Origin of the sequence: Streptomyces sp. NPDC002057 (assembly GCF_040296665.1) — a bacterium.
Taxonomy (GTDB): Bacteria; Actinomycetota; Actinomycetes; order Streptomycetales; family Streptomycetaceae; genus Streptomyces.
In genome coordinates, this window is the sequence record NZ_JBEOXR010000014.1 from 31,808 (window position 1) to 50,604 (window position 18,797).

Below are 18,797 nucleotides of genomic sequence, written 5' to 3' on the forward strand. Positions count from 1 at the left end.
GAACCGCTCGGACGGCTGTCCCCGTTCCTCCGGGCACAGCCGTCCGCCCGATCAGAGGACCTCCACGCCATGGCCATCAATCCGCCGGAAGGTGTCGCCGACTTCCTCGGCTTCGTGTCGGGCATGGAGTGGCCCGAGGCCGACGAGGACCTCATGCGGCGGGTGTCGGAGCACTACGGCTCCATCGCCCGGGACCTGGAGACGCTCACCGGGTACGTCGTGGAGCTCATCCCGATCGTCAAGAACGACTTCGACGGCGAGGCCGCCGACTCGTTCCTCGTGGCCATGAGGGACCTGACGGGCCAGACGGCGGGCGCGAACCAGCTGGAGCAGACGGCGGAGCTGTCCCGTCAGCTGTCCGAGGTGGCGCTCAAGGTCGCCAACCAGGTCGAGTACACGAAGATCATGGCGATCCTGCAGCTCGTCCAGCTGCTGGCCGAGATCCTGTTCGCCACGCTCTTCTCGGTCTTCACGTTCGGCGCGGTGTGGGGGCCGGTGTCGGCGATGTTCGCGGCGACCCGCGAGGGCATCCACCAGCTCTTCCGGTGGCTGCTCCAGACGATCCTCAGCCAGACGTTCATCGGCATCATGGGCGGCGTCTTCCAGGACACGGTGATCCAGCTCTACCAGCTCGGCGCGGGACACACCACGAGCTGGAACACCGAGTCGCTGATCGACTCGGTCAAGCAGGGCGCCCTGACCGGCCTGGTCGGCGGTCCGCTCGAGGTCTTCTTCCACTACGGCGGCAAGATGCTCGGCAGGCTCCTCGGCGGCAGGACGCCGGGCTCGATCCTCAGCAAGCGGATCGACGACGTGCTGAACAAGGCCGACGACACACTGGGAGACGTCCCGAAGAACAAGACCCCCGACGTCCCGACGGGCGGGGCCGGCCCGAAGTCGAAGCTGGACGACATCGCGGCCAAGACGGACAAGGAGCTGCCCCCGACACCGGTCAACCGGCCGACGGACGGCCCGACGCCTCCCCCGGTCCCGCCGAAGACCCCCACCGAAGGGGTGACACCCCCGCCGGCCGGCCGTCCGAAGACGGAGGCGCCCGGCGGAGCCGGCGCCAAGGACCAGCCGAACCCGCCCGCGACCGGGGCGAAGGACTCCCCCGCCACGGGCGCGGGGAGCGGCACCGGCGCGAAGGACGTGCCGGTCACCGGCCGGACGGACGCACCCGCCACCGGCAAAAAGGACGCGCCCGCCACCGGTAGGTCGGACGCGCCTGCCACCGGCAGGAAGGACGCCCCCGGCTCCGACAAGGCGGACGCACCCGCCACGGGCAGGAAGGACGCCGACGCTCCGGACAAGGCGGACGCACCCGCTTCCGGAAAGACGGAGACCGTCGGCGGCAAGGACGCCCCCGGCGCGGGCAAGTCCACCGCCACGGACGCGCCGGCGGCCGGGACGCCCTCCAAGTCCTCCGACGCCTCGACGGCCGGCCGCGCCGCGGGCGACACCGAGAACCCGCTGGACGATCTCCTGGCCACCAAGGAGGCGCGGTCGGACTTCGCCAAGGACATCGGCGAACTCCTCGGCGGCGTCAACCGCCAGCTGGAGACCGGATTCCTCCGCTTCGGCGAGGGCACCATCGCGGACACCTTCGCCGAGAAGATGGGCAAGGTCTTCGCCGACCACCTCAAGCACGAGGGAGCCGAACAGGCGGGCAAGGAGTTCGGTGAGGTCCTGGCCCGCAAGTGGGTCCGTCTCGGCGCGGACCACGGCGACCTCCCCGAACTGCTCACCAAGGCCATGGGGGACCTGGGGAACCTGGCGCCGCTGAAGAACCTCGCCGACGCGATGCCGGACCTGTTCAACCGCTCCCAGCACAGCAACGCCCTCGCGCGCGTCTTCAAGCAGGAGAACCCCCTGCAGGGCAGCCCGATGTACCAGCTCGGCGGAGCCGTCGCGTCGCTGCTCAGCGAGGGCACGCACGAGATGCTGAGCGAGGGGTTCTACAACCTGATCTTCGGGGACGGCGAGTTCACGGTCACCGGCGGCCCGTTCGCCTCCGGGGTGGCCATGGGCGCGCTGAGCCACGGCCTGCACCGGATGTTCGAGCCGGTCATGGTCAAGTACCAGAACTGGGTCCTCAGCCACCAGCACGCCGAGAACCCGCACGACAACAAGTACTTCGGCCTGCTCCATCCCATCAACATCGCCTCGTTCGTGGCGAACATGACGGGCAACCCGGCACCGTGGCCGGTGCCCCGGCCCACCGACGAGACGCAGAACACGAGCTTCACCCGTGACATGAAGGACATGGTGAAGTGGGTGTTCTCCAACCCCTTCACCGGGACGCCCTTCTTCTCCGACACGCCCGGCCGGCCGGACATCGGCGTCGAGAGCGACGGCGACGGCGCCTTCGTACCGCTCGATCTGGACCTGGGGACGTCGTTCGCCGACGACATCGCCAAGGACCCGTTGTTCCTCGACGCGTCCGACGGCGACGCGCTCACGGGCGGCGGCCGGGACGGGGACGAGGAGGCTTCGGACACGGGTCCCGGGCCGTCCCGGCCCACCGTCTCGTCCGATCTCTCCTCGCTGCTGGGCCTCGACCCCGAGACGTCGGCCCCCGGCGGAACGGACCAGGAGCCGCCCGCGGCCCGCCCCGTGACGCAGAGCGCCGGCGACCGGTTCGCCGCCGCCGTACCGAACGACGTCGAGTCCTCGGCGGAGAGCCGGGCCGAGACCCGGACCCTGCCCCGGACGGAAACGGCCGGGGAGGGCACGGCCGGGGAGAGCACGGCCCACCCGCTCCAGGCCGAGAAGGACAAGGCCGCCGCCGAGGGACTCGGGTACCTCCTCGTCGACGACGACGACGCGCCCTCCGACCACGGCGACGACACCCCTTCTCCGCTCGTCGACGGCGACGACACCACGCCTCCTCCGACCGACCGCGACGGCACCACACCTCCGCTCACCGAAGGCGACGGCGGCCGTACCCGGGACGAGGACGGCGACGACAGCGGCCTCACCCGCGCGACCGACGACGGTGACGACGACGCCCCGCCGCCCGGCGGCCCGGTACGGGACATCCCGGCCGGCCTCTCCGTCGGCGTCCTCACGCCCGCCCAGACCACCGCGCTCCAGGCCCTCCCCCGGCGCCCCGGCGTCTTCGTCGTCGGCATGCACACCGACCCCCGCACCCCGCACGACCCCGCACTCGTCCTCAAGGCGCTCATCGACGCCCAGGACAGCGGCAGGCTCGACGGCGTCACCGAGATCCAGTTCACCGCCTGCAACCTCGCCGCCCCCGTCCACGAGGCCACCGTCAGAACCGTCATGAGCGGCCTGTGGAAGCACCGCGCCCAGGGAGACGCCGATCCCGGCCCGCTCACGGCCCGCGCCGCCGACGCCCCTGTCTGGTACGTGCCCACGACGGGCGGGGACACGGCCGACGCCCACCTGATCACCGCCCAGCACATCGGGCTCACCCCGGACGGGAAGATCGCCGTCGTCGACGAGGGCGCCTGGCACGCGTACGACGACGGCGGCGCCCCGGACCACACCCCCGTCCGCACCACCCCCACCGCGGCCGAACTCCCCGACGACGCGGTCCGCTTCCTCTTCCGTACGCCCGCGGTCGACACCGCCCACCCGGAGGCCGTCGCGTTCGGCGCGGGCGGGCTCCCTTCGGGCCCCTCGGCCGGGCAGTCGGCGCGGGAGCGGGCGGCTGCCCTGATGTCCGACCCCGACTGGTCGGACACGCTCGCCGAGGTGCTGGACGGCCGGGACTCCCCCGGCGGCGACTGGACCACGATGAGCGCGGAGACGTACCTGAGGCTGCGGGAGAGGGTGCCGGAGGAAGACCGCGGCGACCTGACGGACGACGACATCACGGACGCCTTCGAGGCCTACGCGTCCGAATCCGCCACCGACGCCGCCCGTCGGCTGAGCGCCCTCACGACCCTCGTCAAGAGCCTCCACTTCGACGCGCCGGACCAGCCGCTGACGCCGGATGTCGAGGTGCTGGTGCAGCGCCTGCTCCTGGACCAGGGCCTGCCCCCGGCCCGGCTGACCGGCCTGGCCCGGACCTCGGCGTTCTGGAAGGACGGCAACAGCGGGCAGCTGAACGCCGAGCTGATCCTCGGCATGGCGGACATCGCGGGCGCCGGAGCCGTCCCCCTCACCGAGAGGCCGGTCGTCGCCCCGTCGCCCACGCCGTCCGACGACACCCTGGCGGCGCTGCTGCCGGAGGGTGACGCGGACACGACGGAGCTGCTCCGCGACCTGCTGGACGGCGCGCACCACTCCGAGAGCCCCTGGCACACCCTGGGCACCGACACCTACCTCTCCCTGCGCGCCCGGGTCCAGGGCTCCACGACGGAGACCCCCGACGCGGAGGTCCGCAGGAAGATCGACGACGTCTTCGCCACCTACGCGACGGCCGTGGGGTCCGCCGCCGGCCGCACGCAACAGCTCCAGGCCGTCGCCGACGCGGTGCTGACCCTCCACGCGGTCACCGGGCTGCCGGAGACCGCCCCGGGAGCCCTGACCGCCCACTCCCGCTTCCTGGTCCCGCGCATGCTGCAGGACCTCGGCATCGCCCCGGTGCCCCTGCCCGGCAAGCTGCACGAGGCGTCGTCGTGGCAGACGCCCAAGATGGCCAGGATGCGCGCGACGCGCGTGCAGAACTTCGCGGCCCAGGTCGCTTCGGCCGTCATGGACGCGCACCCCGAGTGGTCGCGCCCGTCGGCCCCCGGCACCCCGGACGACGGACCGGGAGACATCACGCCGACGCGCGGGACGGCCACCGTCAACGACGTCCCCGAGCCCCTCGCCCCGGCCGCCTCCGCCACCCTCCCGGCCGCCCCTGCCACGGACGCCCCCGCGCCGCAGCACGGTCCCACCCCCGACGGGACGCCGGAGGACGGCCCCGCCCCGCGGGACTTCGAGGCGGAGCTGAACGGACTCGGCACCCGGACGCAGGAGGTCACCACCGGCTACCTCTCCCTGACCGAGCCCCCGGTCGGGCTGGTGGGGCGGGCGGACCGGCTGCTGCGCACCGACGGCAAGCCGTACACCACGCTCACCCGGCGGCTCCCCGAGGGCACGGAGCACTGGCTGGAGGTGACGATCCCCGCCGGGCACGCCGTCGCGACCGAGGACGGCCGCCTGCTCGTCGGCAAGGCGCACACGGCGCGACTGGTGCTCAGCGGACCGGACGGCGCGGTCGCGGCCATCGGGCGACTGGAGCAGAACCTGCGGACCCCGGGCAGCGCGACGGGGACCGAGGCACTGACCCTCCCCCTCACCGTGCTGAGCCGCGTCGGACAGGCCCTGTACGCCAACCCGCTGCGCGACGAGCACCACACGACCGTCCGGACGGCGGTCCGCATGGCGTACGCGGACGCCTCGCGCGACGCCGAGCGTTCCCTCGGCGAGTACCTCACCGGGCTGCCGGACGTCCAGCGGCAGGTGCGGGACCTGGTCGGGACGATCTGGGCCAGGCTGTCCGACGCCGAGCGCGCCGGGCTCGGCACGCCGGAGAGGTCCGGCAGCGGTTCCGTCGGCAACGACCTGGCCACGCTGAGGGAGGTCGTCGAGCACGGGAACATCCGCGAGCAGATGCACCTGCTCGTCACGGCGGTCCACGGGCCCGTCAGGGACGCTCTGGGGCTGGGGAGCAAGCCGACGCCGCGCATCCTCACGCGCGAGCGCAGCGGGGAGGACGTGGAACCGGAGAAGCGGATCCAGCAGCAGGCCGACGTCGTCCAGCTCATCGAGCGCGAGAAGAAGCGGCTGCGGGACGAGCATCCGGCCGGGCCCGACCTCGACGCGCTGCTGCTCGCCCAGGACCGGCGCAGGCGCACCGAGCTGCTGGCCGACGAGGTCGTGCCGCCCCTCAGCGCCCGCGAGCGCGCCCACGCGCTGGACCAGGACGGGCTGACCTGGGAGCCGGGCGAACGGCACCGTCAGATCGCCCTGCTGACCGAGAGCCAGGTGACGGCCGAGGGGACCGGTGGCCTGATGAGCGCGGGCACGTCCAACACGACGTACTTCGCTCTGGAGGTGGTCGACGCCATGGCCCGCAAGTGGAAGGTCCCCGTCGACTTCCGGCTGGTGCGCCTCGCGCTGATGGCGGACATGCTCCCGGTGGGCCACCACACCTTCCACGAGATCATGACGGCGTCCGAGGCCTTCGAACGGGACGTCCTGGCCCGTCGGCCCGGCCACGTCGACGTGCTGGGGTACACCGACGACTGGAGCAGGTTCCGTTCGCTCCAGCCGCTGACCGAGGGCCAGTTGCGGGCGGCCATGCCGGACGGCAGGTTCCCGGACGAGGTGGCCCTGGGTCTTGAGGCCCACGAGACGACACCGGACCTGCTCACGCTCGCGCCGGCGGCGCCGCGCACCGTCCGGGCGCTCCCGGAGGACGACATGCGGGTGCTGGTGGACAGGACCCCCGGCCTGACCGACCGCACGACCGCGCTGCTGCGGGAGACGCTCGGCGACGGCGGGGGCACCGCCCGCGACTGGCGCCGGACGCACGCCGACAACTACCTGGAGCTGCGCGCCCGGGCCGAGCGGCCGGACGACCCCGAGCAGGACGCGCAGACCGGCGTGTGGGACGAGCTTCCTACCGTGATGGAGCGCCTGTACAGGCAGGACCCGGACGCGCCCGAGCGCGACCTCGTGCGGGAGGGCCTCGACGCCGCCTTCGACGCCTATTACACCGCCCTGGACGGTGCTTCGGGGGACCGGGCCAGGCTGACGGCCCTCGTCGAACTCGTCAAAGGCGTCCGGGCCGTCGACGGCCTCCCGCCGTCGGACGACCAAGGGATCACCGCCGACGTCCGGATCGTGGCCCAGCGCCTCCTGGTGGACCAGGGCTTCCCACCCGCGCTGTGGGGGGCGGAGGCGTACACCGCGGCGTACTGGCAGCGCGACACCCCGACGCTGGTGAACGAACTGATGACGGCCGTCTCCGACTTCACCGCGGAGCGCCCCGTGCGGCGGATCCCCGCGGGGGTCACCGTCGGCCGGCTGAGCGCCCCGCAGGCCAGGGCGCTCGACTCCCTGCCGTCGCGCCCCGGCGTCTTCGTCGTCGGCATGCACACCGATCCGGACACCCCGCCGGACCCGGACGCCGTCCTCAGGGCCCTCACCGACGCGCACGACGACGGGCGGCTCGACGGCGTCACCGAAATCCGCTTCACCGCCTGCGGCCTGGCCTCCCCCGTCCACGAGAACACCGTCAGGACCGTCATGGGCGGCCTGTGGAGGCACCGCGCGGGGACGGAGACGGGGAACGGACCCCTCACCGCCCTCGCCGCCGACGCCCCCGTCTGGTCGTTGCCCGGCGGCGCGCTGTTCACGGCACGGAACGTGGGCGTGACGGCGGACGGGAAGGTCACCGTCTTCGGCGACGGCGCGGACTGGCACCGCTACAGCGACGACGGCGCGCCCGACCACACGGCCACGAGCACCCCCGTCGGCGACGACGGGGCCCCCGCCGACGCCGTGCGCGCCGGGAGCGACGTCGCCGCCCCGCACGAGGACGCCGTCAGGTTCGGCGACGGGGACGACGGGGAGGACTCCGCCTCGATCAGCATGACGGTGGACGGTCTGTCCGTCCTCAGGGAACGGACCATCGCGTTCCCCAAGGGGGAGAAGACCCTCACGGACGAGGGCAGGACGGCCCTCCAGGACCTCGCGATGGAGCTGTTCCCCGAGCTGGTCCGGCGTTCCGAGGAGCCTTCGGGCGGCGAGCTGCGGATCCACGTCAGCGCGGGAGGCAACAACCTGCTGCCCGGGGCCGCGAGGGAGGCGGGAGAGGAGCGCGCCCTGACCGTCGCCGGCGCGCTGGCGACCGAGATCAGGAACCTGGCGTACGGCCTGGACGTGCCGAAGGCGAACGCGATGGCCGTGTTCGCCCCCGTTTCACGCGGCCGTGACACGACGGGGCTCGACACGGCGCGGGACACGCCGACGGCGGAGCTGCGCCGTCGGGCCACGGTCTCCGCCCGGGTCCAGGACGCGCACACGTCCCACGCGAAGCCCATGCGGTCGATGATGACGAACGCCGCCGCGGTGGACCTGTTCCGGCGGCTGGCGGACTCCCGGGCCGGCGACCGTACGCCGCTCTCCCTCGACGAGCTGGTCGGTTCGCGGATCTACTGGAAGGCGACGCCGTCCGTCCCGGAGGACCACAACCTGGTCTTCCACGTGGAGACCGCGGAGGGGGACGGGAGCACCCGGCACCACCTGACCGAGGACCTGGTGGTCTTCGCTCCCGGCACGCGTGTCCGCGTGGTGGGGTTCGAGCGGATGGACTCCGGCCGCTCCCTGGTGACGCTGCGCGAGGTGGACCCCGGTGAGGCGGACGAGCGGGACGGGGACCGGCCGCCCGGGCGGCCGGGGGCGTACCAGCCGGTCATCGGCATCCCCGGCGTCAGCTACGAGGGGCCGAACCGTCCCTTCGACTCCGCCCTGATCCACGACAAGGGCGAGGAGCAGGGCCAGACGCCGAACAAGGGCAAGAACAGGAAGAAGGAGGGCGAGGACGCGAGCAAGGGCCACTACAAGTTCCGGAAGCCCCTCTACATCCATCGCGGTGAGGTGGAGGTGGAGATGACGGAGGAGGGGCCGCACGTCCGTTTCTACACGGTGGTCACCAACCGGACGGACCTGACCATCGACAGGGAGTCCGGCCGGGTCACGTCGGGGAGGTTCAAGGACATCCAGCAGGACCCGGTCACCGGCAGGGTCGTGCTGGCCACCGGTCCGACCATGGAGGGCACCCTGTGGACCGGCATCGGCACTCCCGCGCGGGCCATCGCCTGGGCCATGAAGTACAAGGCGGAGACGCCGCCGAGTCCCGAGCCCGGGCAGGCGCCGCAGCGCAACAGACCGCTCATCCGCTCCTACCTGGTCCCCCTGCACATCTACCGCCGGATCACCTCGTTGGCGGTCCCGGAGGGCGACGCCCACCAGCTCGGCGCCCCCTACCGCGGCAGCGACTCGCTCGACCCCAGGAAGGTGCGCGAGCCCGTCGACACGTCGCTCGTCCCCGAGGCGCTGCGGGCCGTGGAGGAGACCCACCGGAAGCGGTGGGAGGCGCAGGCGGGCTCCACCCCCGACCCGATCGAGGGTCCGACGCCCCTCTCGGACCGGACGGTCAACACCGACCAGCCGGGAGAACGCAACCAGTTCGGCATCCGGGGCGAACACCTCGCCCTGCTCCGCGAGAGCATCGTTCCGGGCTCACTGGTCACGTACTTCGAGGCGGCCACCGACCTGAGCCCCCAGCCCCCGGACCAGGAACACCCCGCGAACGGCCGGACGGCCCACGTCGACGTGTTGCGCGGGCGTCTCGGCATCCCCGCCGTCGACGCGCCCCAGCTGCAGTCCTCGTACAACCCCTGGGTCCAGAACGAGAAGCACGTCAACAGTCCCGAGAAGCTGAAGTCGATCTCCACCATGCTGCGGCAGCACTACGTGACGTGGCAGTACTCCCGTCAGGAGCCGGCGCACCGCATGCCGAACCTCCTCCTGGACCACGACACGACCGTCCTGCCGTACCACGTCCGCGTCAAGCACCTCGAGAAGTTCCTCGCGGATCACGAGGACATCCTCTCGGACGCCGCCAGGCGGGTGCGGACCGAGGGCCTCCTGGGCACGCCCGACTCCGACGACATGCCCGACGCCGAGCGCGAGGCCAAGGAGGCCGTGGAGGACTTCATGAGGGAGACGGTCCTCACCTGGGCCTCCCACGCCGAGATCGGCTACCTCCTGGCGCTTCAGCACAAGGAGGTCAAGGCCGACCGGAACGTCACCGACGCGCCGGTGCCGCACGACTTCGACGAGATGCGGCGGCGACGGAGGGAGGAGGTCCACCTCCAGACGCAGGTGGGCGCGGACCTCACCCGGCTCGTGAAGGAGGGCGGGTCGCCGTACCAGGTGGTCAACCGCCTGATCCGGGACCACCCCGAACTCCGCCCCCTGTACGCGGAGATCTGCGCGCCGTCCGAGGGCTACACCTTCTTCCAGCACGCGCAGATGGTCCTGGGCCAGTACCTGAAGCTGGCCCACCGCGACACCGACGACGCGCGGCGCCTGGTGCCCGTGGACGCGGTCGCCAAGGCGATCCTCTTCCACGACATCGAGAAGGCGAACTCGAAGGCGATGTACGGGGACGAGAAGGATCCGGACCAGGAGCAGGAGGCGCCGAGGAAGGGCCCGCGGAGGAAGGAGCGGCACGACTACGAGTCCGAGCACCGCGGGGCCGTCGAGGTCATGAGCCGCTACCGTCACCTGTGGGGCGACGTCGACGTGGACAGGCAGCACGCGGACACGTACTGGGCCGCCGTCCGGATGGTCGACTCCGATCCCTTCGGCTTCTACTACCGCGGCAAGCACGCCGACGACCCGGCCGAGAACCGCGACGCGACGTTCCACTGGATCGTCAAGATGTACCTGGACCTCAAGGGCAGGAGCCCGGTGGTGTCCGACGGCACCACGCGCGGCGTCGCCGTCCTGGACACCGGGGACACCGAGGACATCCGGCGGCTGTTCCACGAGTTCCACCAGTACTACCAGGCGGACTTCTCCTCCTACTCGGTCTACAGCACGTACGACGACGACGCGGACCCGACGGCCAGACGCGCGGAGATCCTGCGCGGGGAGAACGCGTCCGGGGTCGCGACCTGGCCCGCCACCGAGAGGAAGCAGGGCAAGGAGACGTTCACCCGGCAGTTCCTCACCGACGAGGGCCAGGTGCCCCCGGACCCGGAGAACCCCTACGGCACCGGCCCCCGGGTGACCGAGGCGTCCCCGGTGGGGGACAGGAGCCCGCTGCGGTTCGTCTTCTCCGCGAAGTACGAGGCCATGTACGACGAGCTGGCGGCGATGTTCGACAGCCATCAGAGCGTCGTGGAGGAGTTCCAGCGGGTGGGCGGCGCACGGATGCGCGCCGACGCCCAGGCGTTCGGCGACATGGCGAACGCGACGGTGGCGGCGCCGGCGCCCGCACCGGTCGACGACGCGGACGGCGCGTCGTCGGATCAGGACGGGGAGGAGGGCATGCTCGGCGGCCTGTGGGGGGACGACGACCTCGCGTCCTCCGGGGGCGACGGGGCCTCCACCGGGTCCCGGTCCCCCGGCGGGCGGGTCGACGAGCTCGTCGAGTCCCTCACCCGCTCCCACCGGGACAACGGCACCCACCACCTCGTCGACCCCGACACCGCCCCGGACCAGGCGGACCGGCATCGCGACGCCGTCGGGCGCTTCCCCCGCGACGAGCGGTTCTTCTCGCTGGCCGGTCACATCACGGGGACCGACGGCGCGCCCACCTGGCGTGGGCAGCGGGTCTCCGCCGGGGAGCTGGCCACCGTGTTGTCCCGGCTCGCCGACGACGGGGTGTGGGACACCGCCAAACCGTTGCAGTTCGCCGCCTGCGGGCTGGGCGAGGGCCTGGAGCGGTCGTACGCCGCCGACACGCTGCGCGCCCTGCGGGAGCTGCGGCCGGAGCTGCCGCTCACGGTGTACGCGCCCCGGTCGACGTTGTGGTTCGTGCCGCCGGTGACCGGTCCGTTCGCCACCGACCCGAGCGGCCCCGGCCACCTGGCCGTGGCCCAGAGGGTGGCCTGGGACGCCGACGGCATGCCCCGGCTCGTCCCCGACCACTGGGTCAGACTCTCCCTCGCGGTGCACGAAGGGGCCGAGGTCGAGGCCGAGGTGCTCGGCGCGCACCTGCCGCCCGACGGTGAACTGCCCTCCGGCGGGGCACCGTCGACGGCACCGCTGCCCGACGGGTATCTCGTCGCCCGGCAGGACGACACCGGGGACTTCCCCGAGGCCGTGGCGTTCGGTACCGCCGACACCGGTGAGGGCTCCTCGTCGCGGCAGCCCGTCACCCCACCCGTACCCACCGTGTCGGAGTCCGCCGCTCCGCCGCCCCGGCGGGCTCCCTGGTACGTCGGCCACGGGGCGCTCGGTGACGGGCGGGTCACGGCCGTGCTCGACTCCGCCCGGACGGCCGAGGACCTCAAGGTCGCCGGGGCCGAGCTGCGCGGGGCCGGAATCGACGCCCGGACGGCCGCCAAGGTGATGGGGCGGCTGGCCCCGGTGCTGTCCAGCGCCGATCCCGCCTCCTGGAACGACTTCCTGCGGAGCGGTCTCGTCTTCCGCGCCGACGGCAGGGTCGTCGTGGTGACCGCCCGGCCGGACGGCCTCGTGCACCACGCCGCCCGGTCGCGGGAGGAGGCGGCACCGTACGCCTCGCGCAACCAGGCCGTCACCAACCGCGCGGTGTCCTCCGGCGGCAACGCCTCGGTCGCCGGCGGGGTGGACGTCGTGATGAAGCTGGCGGACGTGGCGAACCTCTCCGGGGCGGCCCCGTCCGTCAAACTCCAGGCGGGCACCACCTACGGCGCGACCCGGACGGCGACTTCGGACACCCAGGGCGCCGGACGGACCGTCGTCAAGGAGACGCACGCGTTCGACGGAGGCGTACGCGTCCAGGTGCGCGTCCTCGACCAGGACCCCCGGCACGCGCACACGGTGGAGATCGGCCTCTCCGGACGCCTGCGGCTGGCCTTCCCGGAGGGGGTCGACTCCTCGGGCGACGACGACACCTGGCAGGTCGTGGACCCCGGCGCGCTCAAGTCCGTGCTCTCGACGGTCAACGCGGTCGCCCCGGGGCGGCTCCTGGCCGATCTCGCCTCGACCCTGGACAAGGCCGGGTTCGCCCCCGACGTCACCGCGGCGTTCGTCTCGGAGGTGTCCCGGGAGTTCTTCAACGAGAAGGCGTTCAAGGACGGCAACCAGTGGTGGAGCACCGGGAGCCTGGCCTCCAGGGTGTTCACCGCGGGCGGGTTCCCGAGGAAGTCGCTCGCGGGCCACTTCCTGGTGGGCGCCGAACTGACCGGCCTCCAGCGCAAGGGCGAGACCGGCGGCCCCCTGCGGGTGCGGGAGGACTTCTCCGACGCGTTCGGCGTGAAGTCGAGCGGCAAGTTCGGTGACAGGTCGGGCCTCACCGTGGGCGCGGCCCTTCCGGTGAGCGTCAGCGAGTACGTGATCGTCCCCAGCCTGGAGCTGGCGCTCAACGCGGCGCGCTCGCACCAGTTCGACGTGGGCGGTTCGGACAAGAGCAAGGCGAAGCTCAAGCACGCGGAGGAGACCCAGGCCGAGTACCGCGCGACGGCACGATTCCACGTGGAGTTCGTGTCGTCGTCGAAGCGGCCGCCCCTGTCGTTCGACTCGACGCTGGAGATGGCCGTGGGCGTCCCCGCCTCACGGGCCGCCGACTTCGAGGCGCGGCTGCTCGGGCCGGTCCGCAGGCCGCTCCCGGAGGCGGAGGCGCACCCGGCGGACACCGCGCCGCGCCCGGCGTCGCGGTTCCGGGCCGTGGGTCTGGCCGTGAGCGCGCTGCTGCGCCTCGCCCGCCAGGAGCCGTCGGCGCACCGGGACGTCGGTGCGGAGCGGCCCTTCCCCAGCGGCGGGATGCCGGATCCCGCCGGCCTGCTGAAGATCGCCGGACGGCATCCGATCGAGATCGCGACCCCGGACGGCACGCTTCCCGGCGGAGCGCCGTGGACGCGCCTGCGCAACCACCCCCGGGTGTCGGTCGTGGCCGAGGGGCGTCCCTACTCACCCGTGAACGGGACCACGGACGGACCGGCCTTCCGCTACCACGTGAACGCGGCCGGGCAGGTCACCACGGCCCAGCGCCTGGGCACCTCCACGTTCGACCGGTTGTTCGGCGCGCTGGAGCGGGGAGCCGCGGGACTCGCGAGGCTCTCCGCGCTCGGTGACGCGCACCCCGGGCTCGGGTTCACCGTCCACGGCGGCTCGGACGCACCGCCCCGCCTCATCGGGTCCGTCCGGCCGGACGGGGCGCGGCTGGTCGTCCACCAGGACGCCGACGGAACACTCGACGTCCGGGGCACCCTGCGCCACCCCGTCGAGCAGGTCGTCCGCAACCTCGCCGCCGGCGACGACGACACGGCGGCGCGGCCGACCCGGGTGTACGCCGATGTCGCCTCCGAGCTGGAGGACTTCGCCGCGGTGCGCGGCCCGGTGGAGGTACGGATCGATCCCGGGTACGCGGCCGCGCCGGAACTCACCGCCCTCCTCGGCGGCAACCCCGACCTCTTCCTGGGCCACGACGGCGGCGACCCGCGCCGGCCGGCCGCGTACCTGATGGAGGTGACCAGGAGCGGCGCCCTGCTCGGGCCCTTCCGCCAGAGGGACTTCGGGAGCGATCCCGTCGAGCCGCCGGCCCTCGCCTCGCGCACCGGGCTCGGACCCGGCGTCGTCGGTGAACTCCCCGGCTCGCAGCAGGTGCTGAAGGCGGCGCGCGAGTGGCTCGGCACCCATCTGGAGCGGACCGGCCTGAAGCGGCGGCTCGGCGAGGAGGAGTACGCGCAGTTCCACCGCGAGCTCACGGCCTCCTTCGGAACGCCCGGCATGCGGGCCCGCTTCGCGAAACTCCTCGGCTCCGGCGTCCCGGTCGTCCTCAAGGCGGGCGATCAGGAGATCCGGCTGCACCTGCGCACCGAACTGCGCGACCTGCGGGGCACGTTCGGGGAGAGCGGCCTGTCGCTGACCCGCTCCGCGACACGGACCACCAACCAGGCCGTCGGCGTCGGCGACCAGGTGTCCTTCTCGGCCGCCGGGGGCGCCACGCTGCGGGTCGGCACCGGAGAGAAGTCACGGGTCGAGGTGCCGGCGGTCAAGGTCGGCGGCGGCGCCACCCTCTCCCACGTCAAGGACTCGGTGACGGCCACCGTCAAGGCGTCCCGCGAGCAGGAGACCAGCGGCGAGCACACCGCGTTCACCTACGCGGCCGTCCACCACCTGACCGCGACCGTCCACGACTCCAAGGGCGAGCTGGTGTCCGGTTCGTCGCTGCGCATCGAGGGGGACGACGTGTCCGCCGTGGTGCGCGTCGGCAACGACCATCTACCGGGCCCCGCGACCGTCCCCCGCGCCTCCACGGGCACCGTGACGGTGTTCCCCGGGGACGACGCCCCGGGCTGGATCGCCGACGACGCGGTCCCGGAGTTCATCCTCCCCCGGAACGGGCTCGGCGGCGTCCATCCCGAGTTCCTCGGTACCGGTGGGCTCACCTCCTCCGCGGGCGAGCTGATCGCCGAACACGGAGGCGGCACCCCGCCGAGGGCCCGGGACGACGAGTTCGGCCGGCACTCCGGCGATACGGTCGGCGCGCTGCGCCATGGCCTCACCCCGGAGATCGAGGACGCGCTCACCCCGAACTTCCTCCAGTCCCGCTTCGAGCAGCTCACCGGACCGGACGGCGCGGTGTTCCCGCTGCCGCCGGGCCCGGCCGGCCGCGCGCAGGCGCTCGTGGTCCGGCTGAGGCTCGGCAGGCCCGTGCACGAGGGGACGGGGACGGGCACCAGCCTGGCGTACGGGGCGGAGGCGGGCACCAAGTCCGCCACGGCCGCGACCGGCTCGTACAACCTCGGGGCCGGGCTCGGACTCGGCGGCTACGCGGCCCTCGACGGCGCCTCGGTCGCCGCGGGCGGGTCCGTGGACCTCGGCCGCACCCACACGGACGTGCGGACCGTCGCCTCGGCGAGCACCGCGACCTCGACGCTGACCTACAAGGGCACGAGCCACCGCTACCGCGCCGACGCCTACTACGAGATCAGCCACCACACCTGGCGGCCCGACGGCCGCTTCACGACCAGCCCGTCGGACCACTCCCTGCGCGGTCGGCTGGTCAAGGTGGACGGCGGCGTGGAACTGACCGTCCCCGACCACCAGGCGCGCGCCCTGGGCATGGACGTCCCCGGGGAGCGGCCGCCCGTCGCCGCTCCCCCGCCCCGCTCGTACGTCGACGCCGACCTGGCGAAGGCCGTCTCGCACGTGGAGAAGCTCGACGCGGACGACGTGCTGCCCGAGGTCAGGAGACTGCTCGGCACGCTGAAGGGGCTCCCCGGGGGCATCGGCGCCGGCACCCCCACGGACCTCTCGCGCGGCCTGGCGTCGGTGTTCTCCGCGGAGTCGCTGCGCGCCCACTTCACCGCGCTCAGCACGACGTCGGTACGCCAGCTGATCAAGCTCCGGCAGCACGGCGGCGGCACCCGGCTGGTGGGCGTCCGCGTCACCGCCGCGCTCGGCGATCCGGCGTACGTGGGGCCCCGCGAACAGGTGACGCTCGCCGTGGCCGACACCGCCACCCGGTCGACCGCGTCCGCGTCCGGGGTGTCGGACAAGGTGGGCGGGCAGTTCGCCGTCACCGTCAAGGGGACCGACATGGCGGGCCTGCCGCGCGGCGGGGTCAAGGCGGGCGTCGGGGCGGAGACGTCCGTCGGCCGCACGAGGACCGACACCTCCTCGGAACGGGACCAGCACAGCCTCGAAGTCACCGGTACCGCACAGGAGTTCCGGCACTCGGTGACGTACACCGTGGAGGTCTTCGACGCCTCCGAGCCCCATCAGACGGTACGGATGGCGGGCGCCGCGCTCAACGCCCCGGCTCAGTGGGTCGACCGGGCCACGGGCGGCCTGGCCGGGCGATGGTTCGCCGAGCGGTGGGGCGGCCCGTGGGAGAAGCTGTTCCCGTCCGGGCACAGGCCCGCGGCGACGAACACGCTCACGGGCGGCGAGGCCCGGCTGCTCGTACCCGATCATCTGACGCGCCCGGGCGCACCCGTCCCCGCCGGAGCCGTACCGGTCTCCGGCCGTGTCCGGCCCAACGGCCCGACGGCCGTGTCCCAGCCGGTCGAGGAGCTGAACAGGGACCTGGCTTCCGCGGTGCAGGCCCTCTCCCTGCCCGGTCTCGACCGGGTGCTGCGGTGGCTGCCCGCCGCCGCCTCCCTGCCGCGCCGGGTCGCGGAGGGCGACACCGCGGCGCCCACGCGCCAGGACCTGGCCCCGGCGACCCTGGCGGGCCTGCGGACCGACCTGCTGACGACGGAGCAGAACCTGCGCGCCAACGTCCGGCGGCTGCTCGACGGGGGCTACACAGTCCCGGTGGCGGACGGTGAGGAGATCACCGTCCGCATGGTGGTCCACCGCGCACGGCACCTCGCCTCCGGGGAGTTCGAGACGAACGTCGAGACCCTGGTCCGGGAGCGGGAGACCGAGCGGGAACGGGAACGGACCACGATCGGCTGGTCCGGCTCGGTCACCCCCGACGGCCGCGCGCACGCCACGGACACCGGTACGCCGGAGGGTCCGGGCGTCTCCCACGTCGCCACGAACCTGGGCGTGCCCCTGGGCGTCGGAGGCGAGCGCGGCCACAGCCTCAGCTCGACCCGCAGCGAGACGGTCGACGAGCGGGACAGGAGGAAGGGGACCCAGCACTACTACACGGCGGACGTCACCTGGGTCCTCACCGGCAGCAGGAGGACCACGGTCGAGGTCACGGTCGACGGCGGCCTGATCGGTGTGCTGCACGACGACACGGTCGACGGGCTGGTACGGAAGCACCCGGGGCTGTTCGGCGAGAAGCCGGAACCTCGGGCTGAGACCGAGACCGAGACCGGGCCCAAGGCTGAGGCTGAGGCCGAGACCGGGCCCAAGGCTGAAGCCGAGACCGAGCCCCAGACCGAGCCCGAGCCCGAGCCCGAGAGGAAGGGGACGGGGACGACCGAGGGGGAGCAGGAGCAGGACCAAGACCAGGCGCGGGACCACGAGCAGGACCACGACCAGGAGTCTCGGATCCACCCCCAGGGGATCCCCCTGCCCACACTCACCGTCACGCCGCCCGCCGACGCCCCGGCCCCGCCCGACACCGGCCCGGGCCGCCCGGCACCGGGCCGTCTGGCTCCGCCGGCGACGCCCCGGGGACCCGTGCCGACGATCACCGTCACACCGCCCCCCGGGTCCGGGGAGGCCACCGTCCCCGACGGCGGCCCCGCACCCCGCGACCCCGGCCGGCTGGCCCCACCGGCCGTGCCCCCCGGCCCTGTTCCCGTGGTCACGGTGACCCCGCCCTCCGACCCGGCCGCGCCGGCCGCCCCCTCCTACCGGCTCGCCGCGTACGAGACGGCGGGGACGGCATCGCACACCCGCCGCGTCGGCGAGGCGCGCGTGGAGATGTCCGTGGAAGGGGACGACCCGATCGCGCTCGCCCTGAACGGCCCCTCCGCGAACACCGACGGCTTCCCGGCCTACCGGCCCGTGCGGCCGTTCGAGACGGTGGAACGGCCCGTCCTGGAGGTCTCCGCCGACCACCGGTTCGCCGTACCGGACCATGAGGGCGGGGGCCGCGCGTTCTACGCCGCGGCGGACGCCGTCGAGGACGCGCGGACCGGCCTGACCCCCGCCGGGATACGGCTGGACGTGGACCCGGACTCCTCCGTCCGCTTCGCGCGGGACGGCGTGGAGCACACCCTGGTCCGGGTCACCGTGGGCGGCGGGGGTGCTCCCGGTTCCGCGCCCCTGGTGCTCGCGGGTGACCCCGAGGGGCGCCACGTCGTGCTCCGGCATGACGCGCGGCCGGGCCATCGGGACGCCGACATGCGGCGCGCCGTGGAGGCGAACCTCGGCCACTACGGTCCGGAACTGGAGCGGATCGCCGTCGAGTTGGAGCGCGCCGATCCCGAGCACCCGGGCCCTCGGACGGTGCTGGCGCGTGCTCTGGCCGACCTGCACCGGGTGCGGCGGGAGGGGGGCGCGCCGGGCGCCCTGGCGCGGGCAGAGTCCGAGGCGGCGCGGGCGTTCGCGGCCGTGGCGGGGGACGGGTACGGGACGCCGGAGGACGACTGGCGCGTGGTCCTCGCTCCGGCGTCCGCCGCCGTCACCCTGCCGGCCGTGGACTGGTCGTTCTGACCCGTCGTCGGGGCCGGGGCCGGGCCTCCTCCGCCCGGTCT

The 18,797-nt window shown here is 73.5% G+C and carries 1 protein-coding gene; it reads left to right on the forward strand.

Annotated features, from left to right (window positions below; translation table 11 throughout):
• The first annotated feature begins 69 nt into the window (after window positions 1-69).
• On the forward strand, window positions 70-18,756 hold the full coding sequence (locus ABT129_RS14250) for a WXG100-like domain-containing protein (protein ID WP_351900584.1): 18,687 nt from the start codon (window positions 70-72) through the stop codon (window positions 18,754-18,756).
• Window positions 18,757-18,797: the final 41 nt, after the last annotated feature.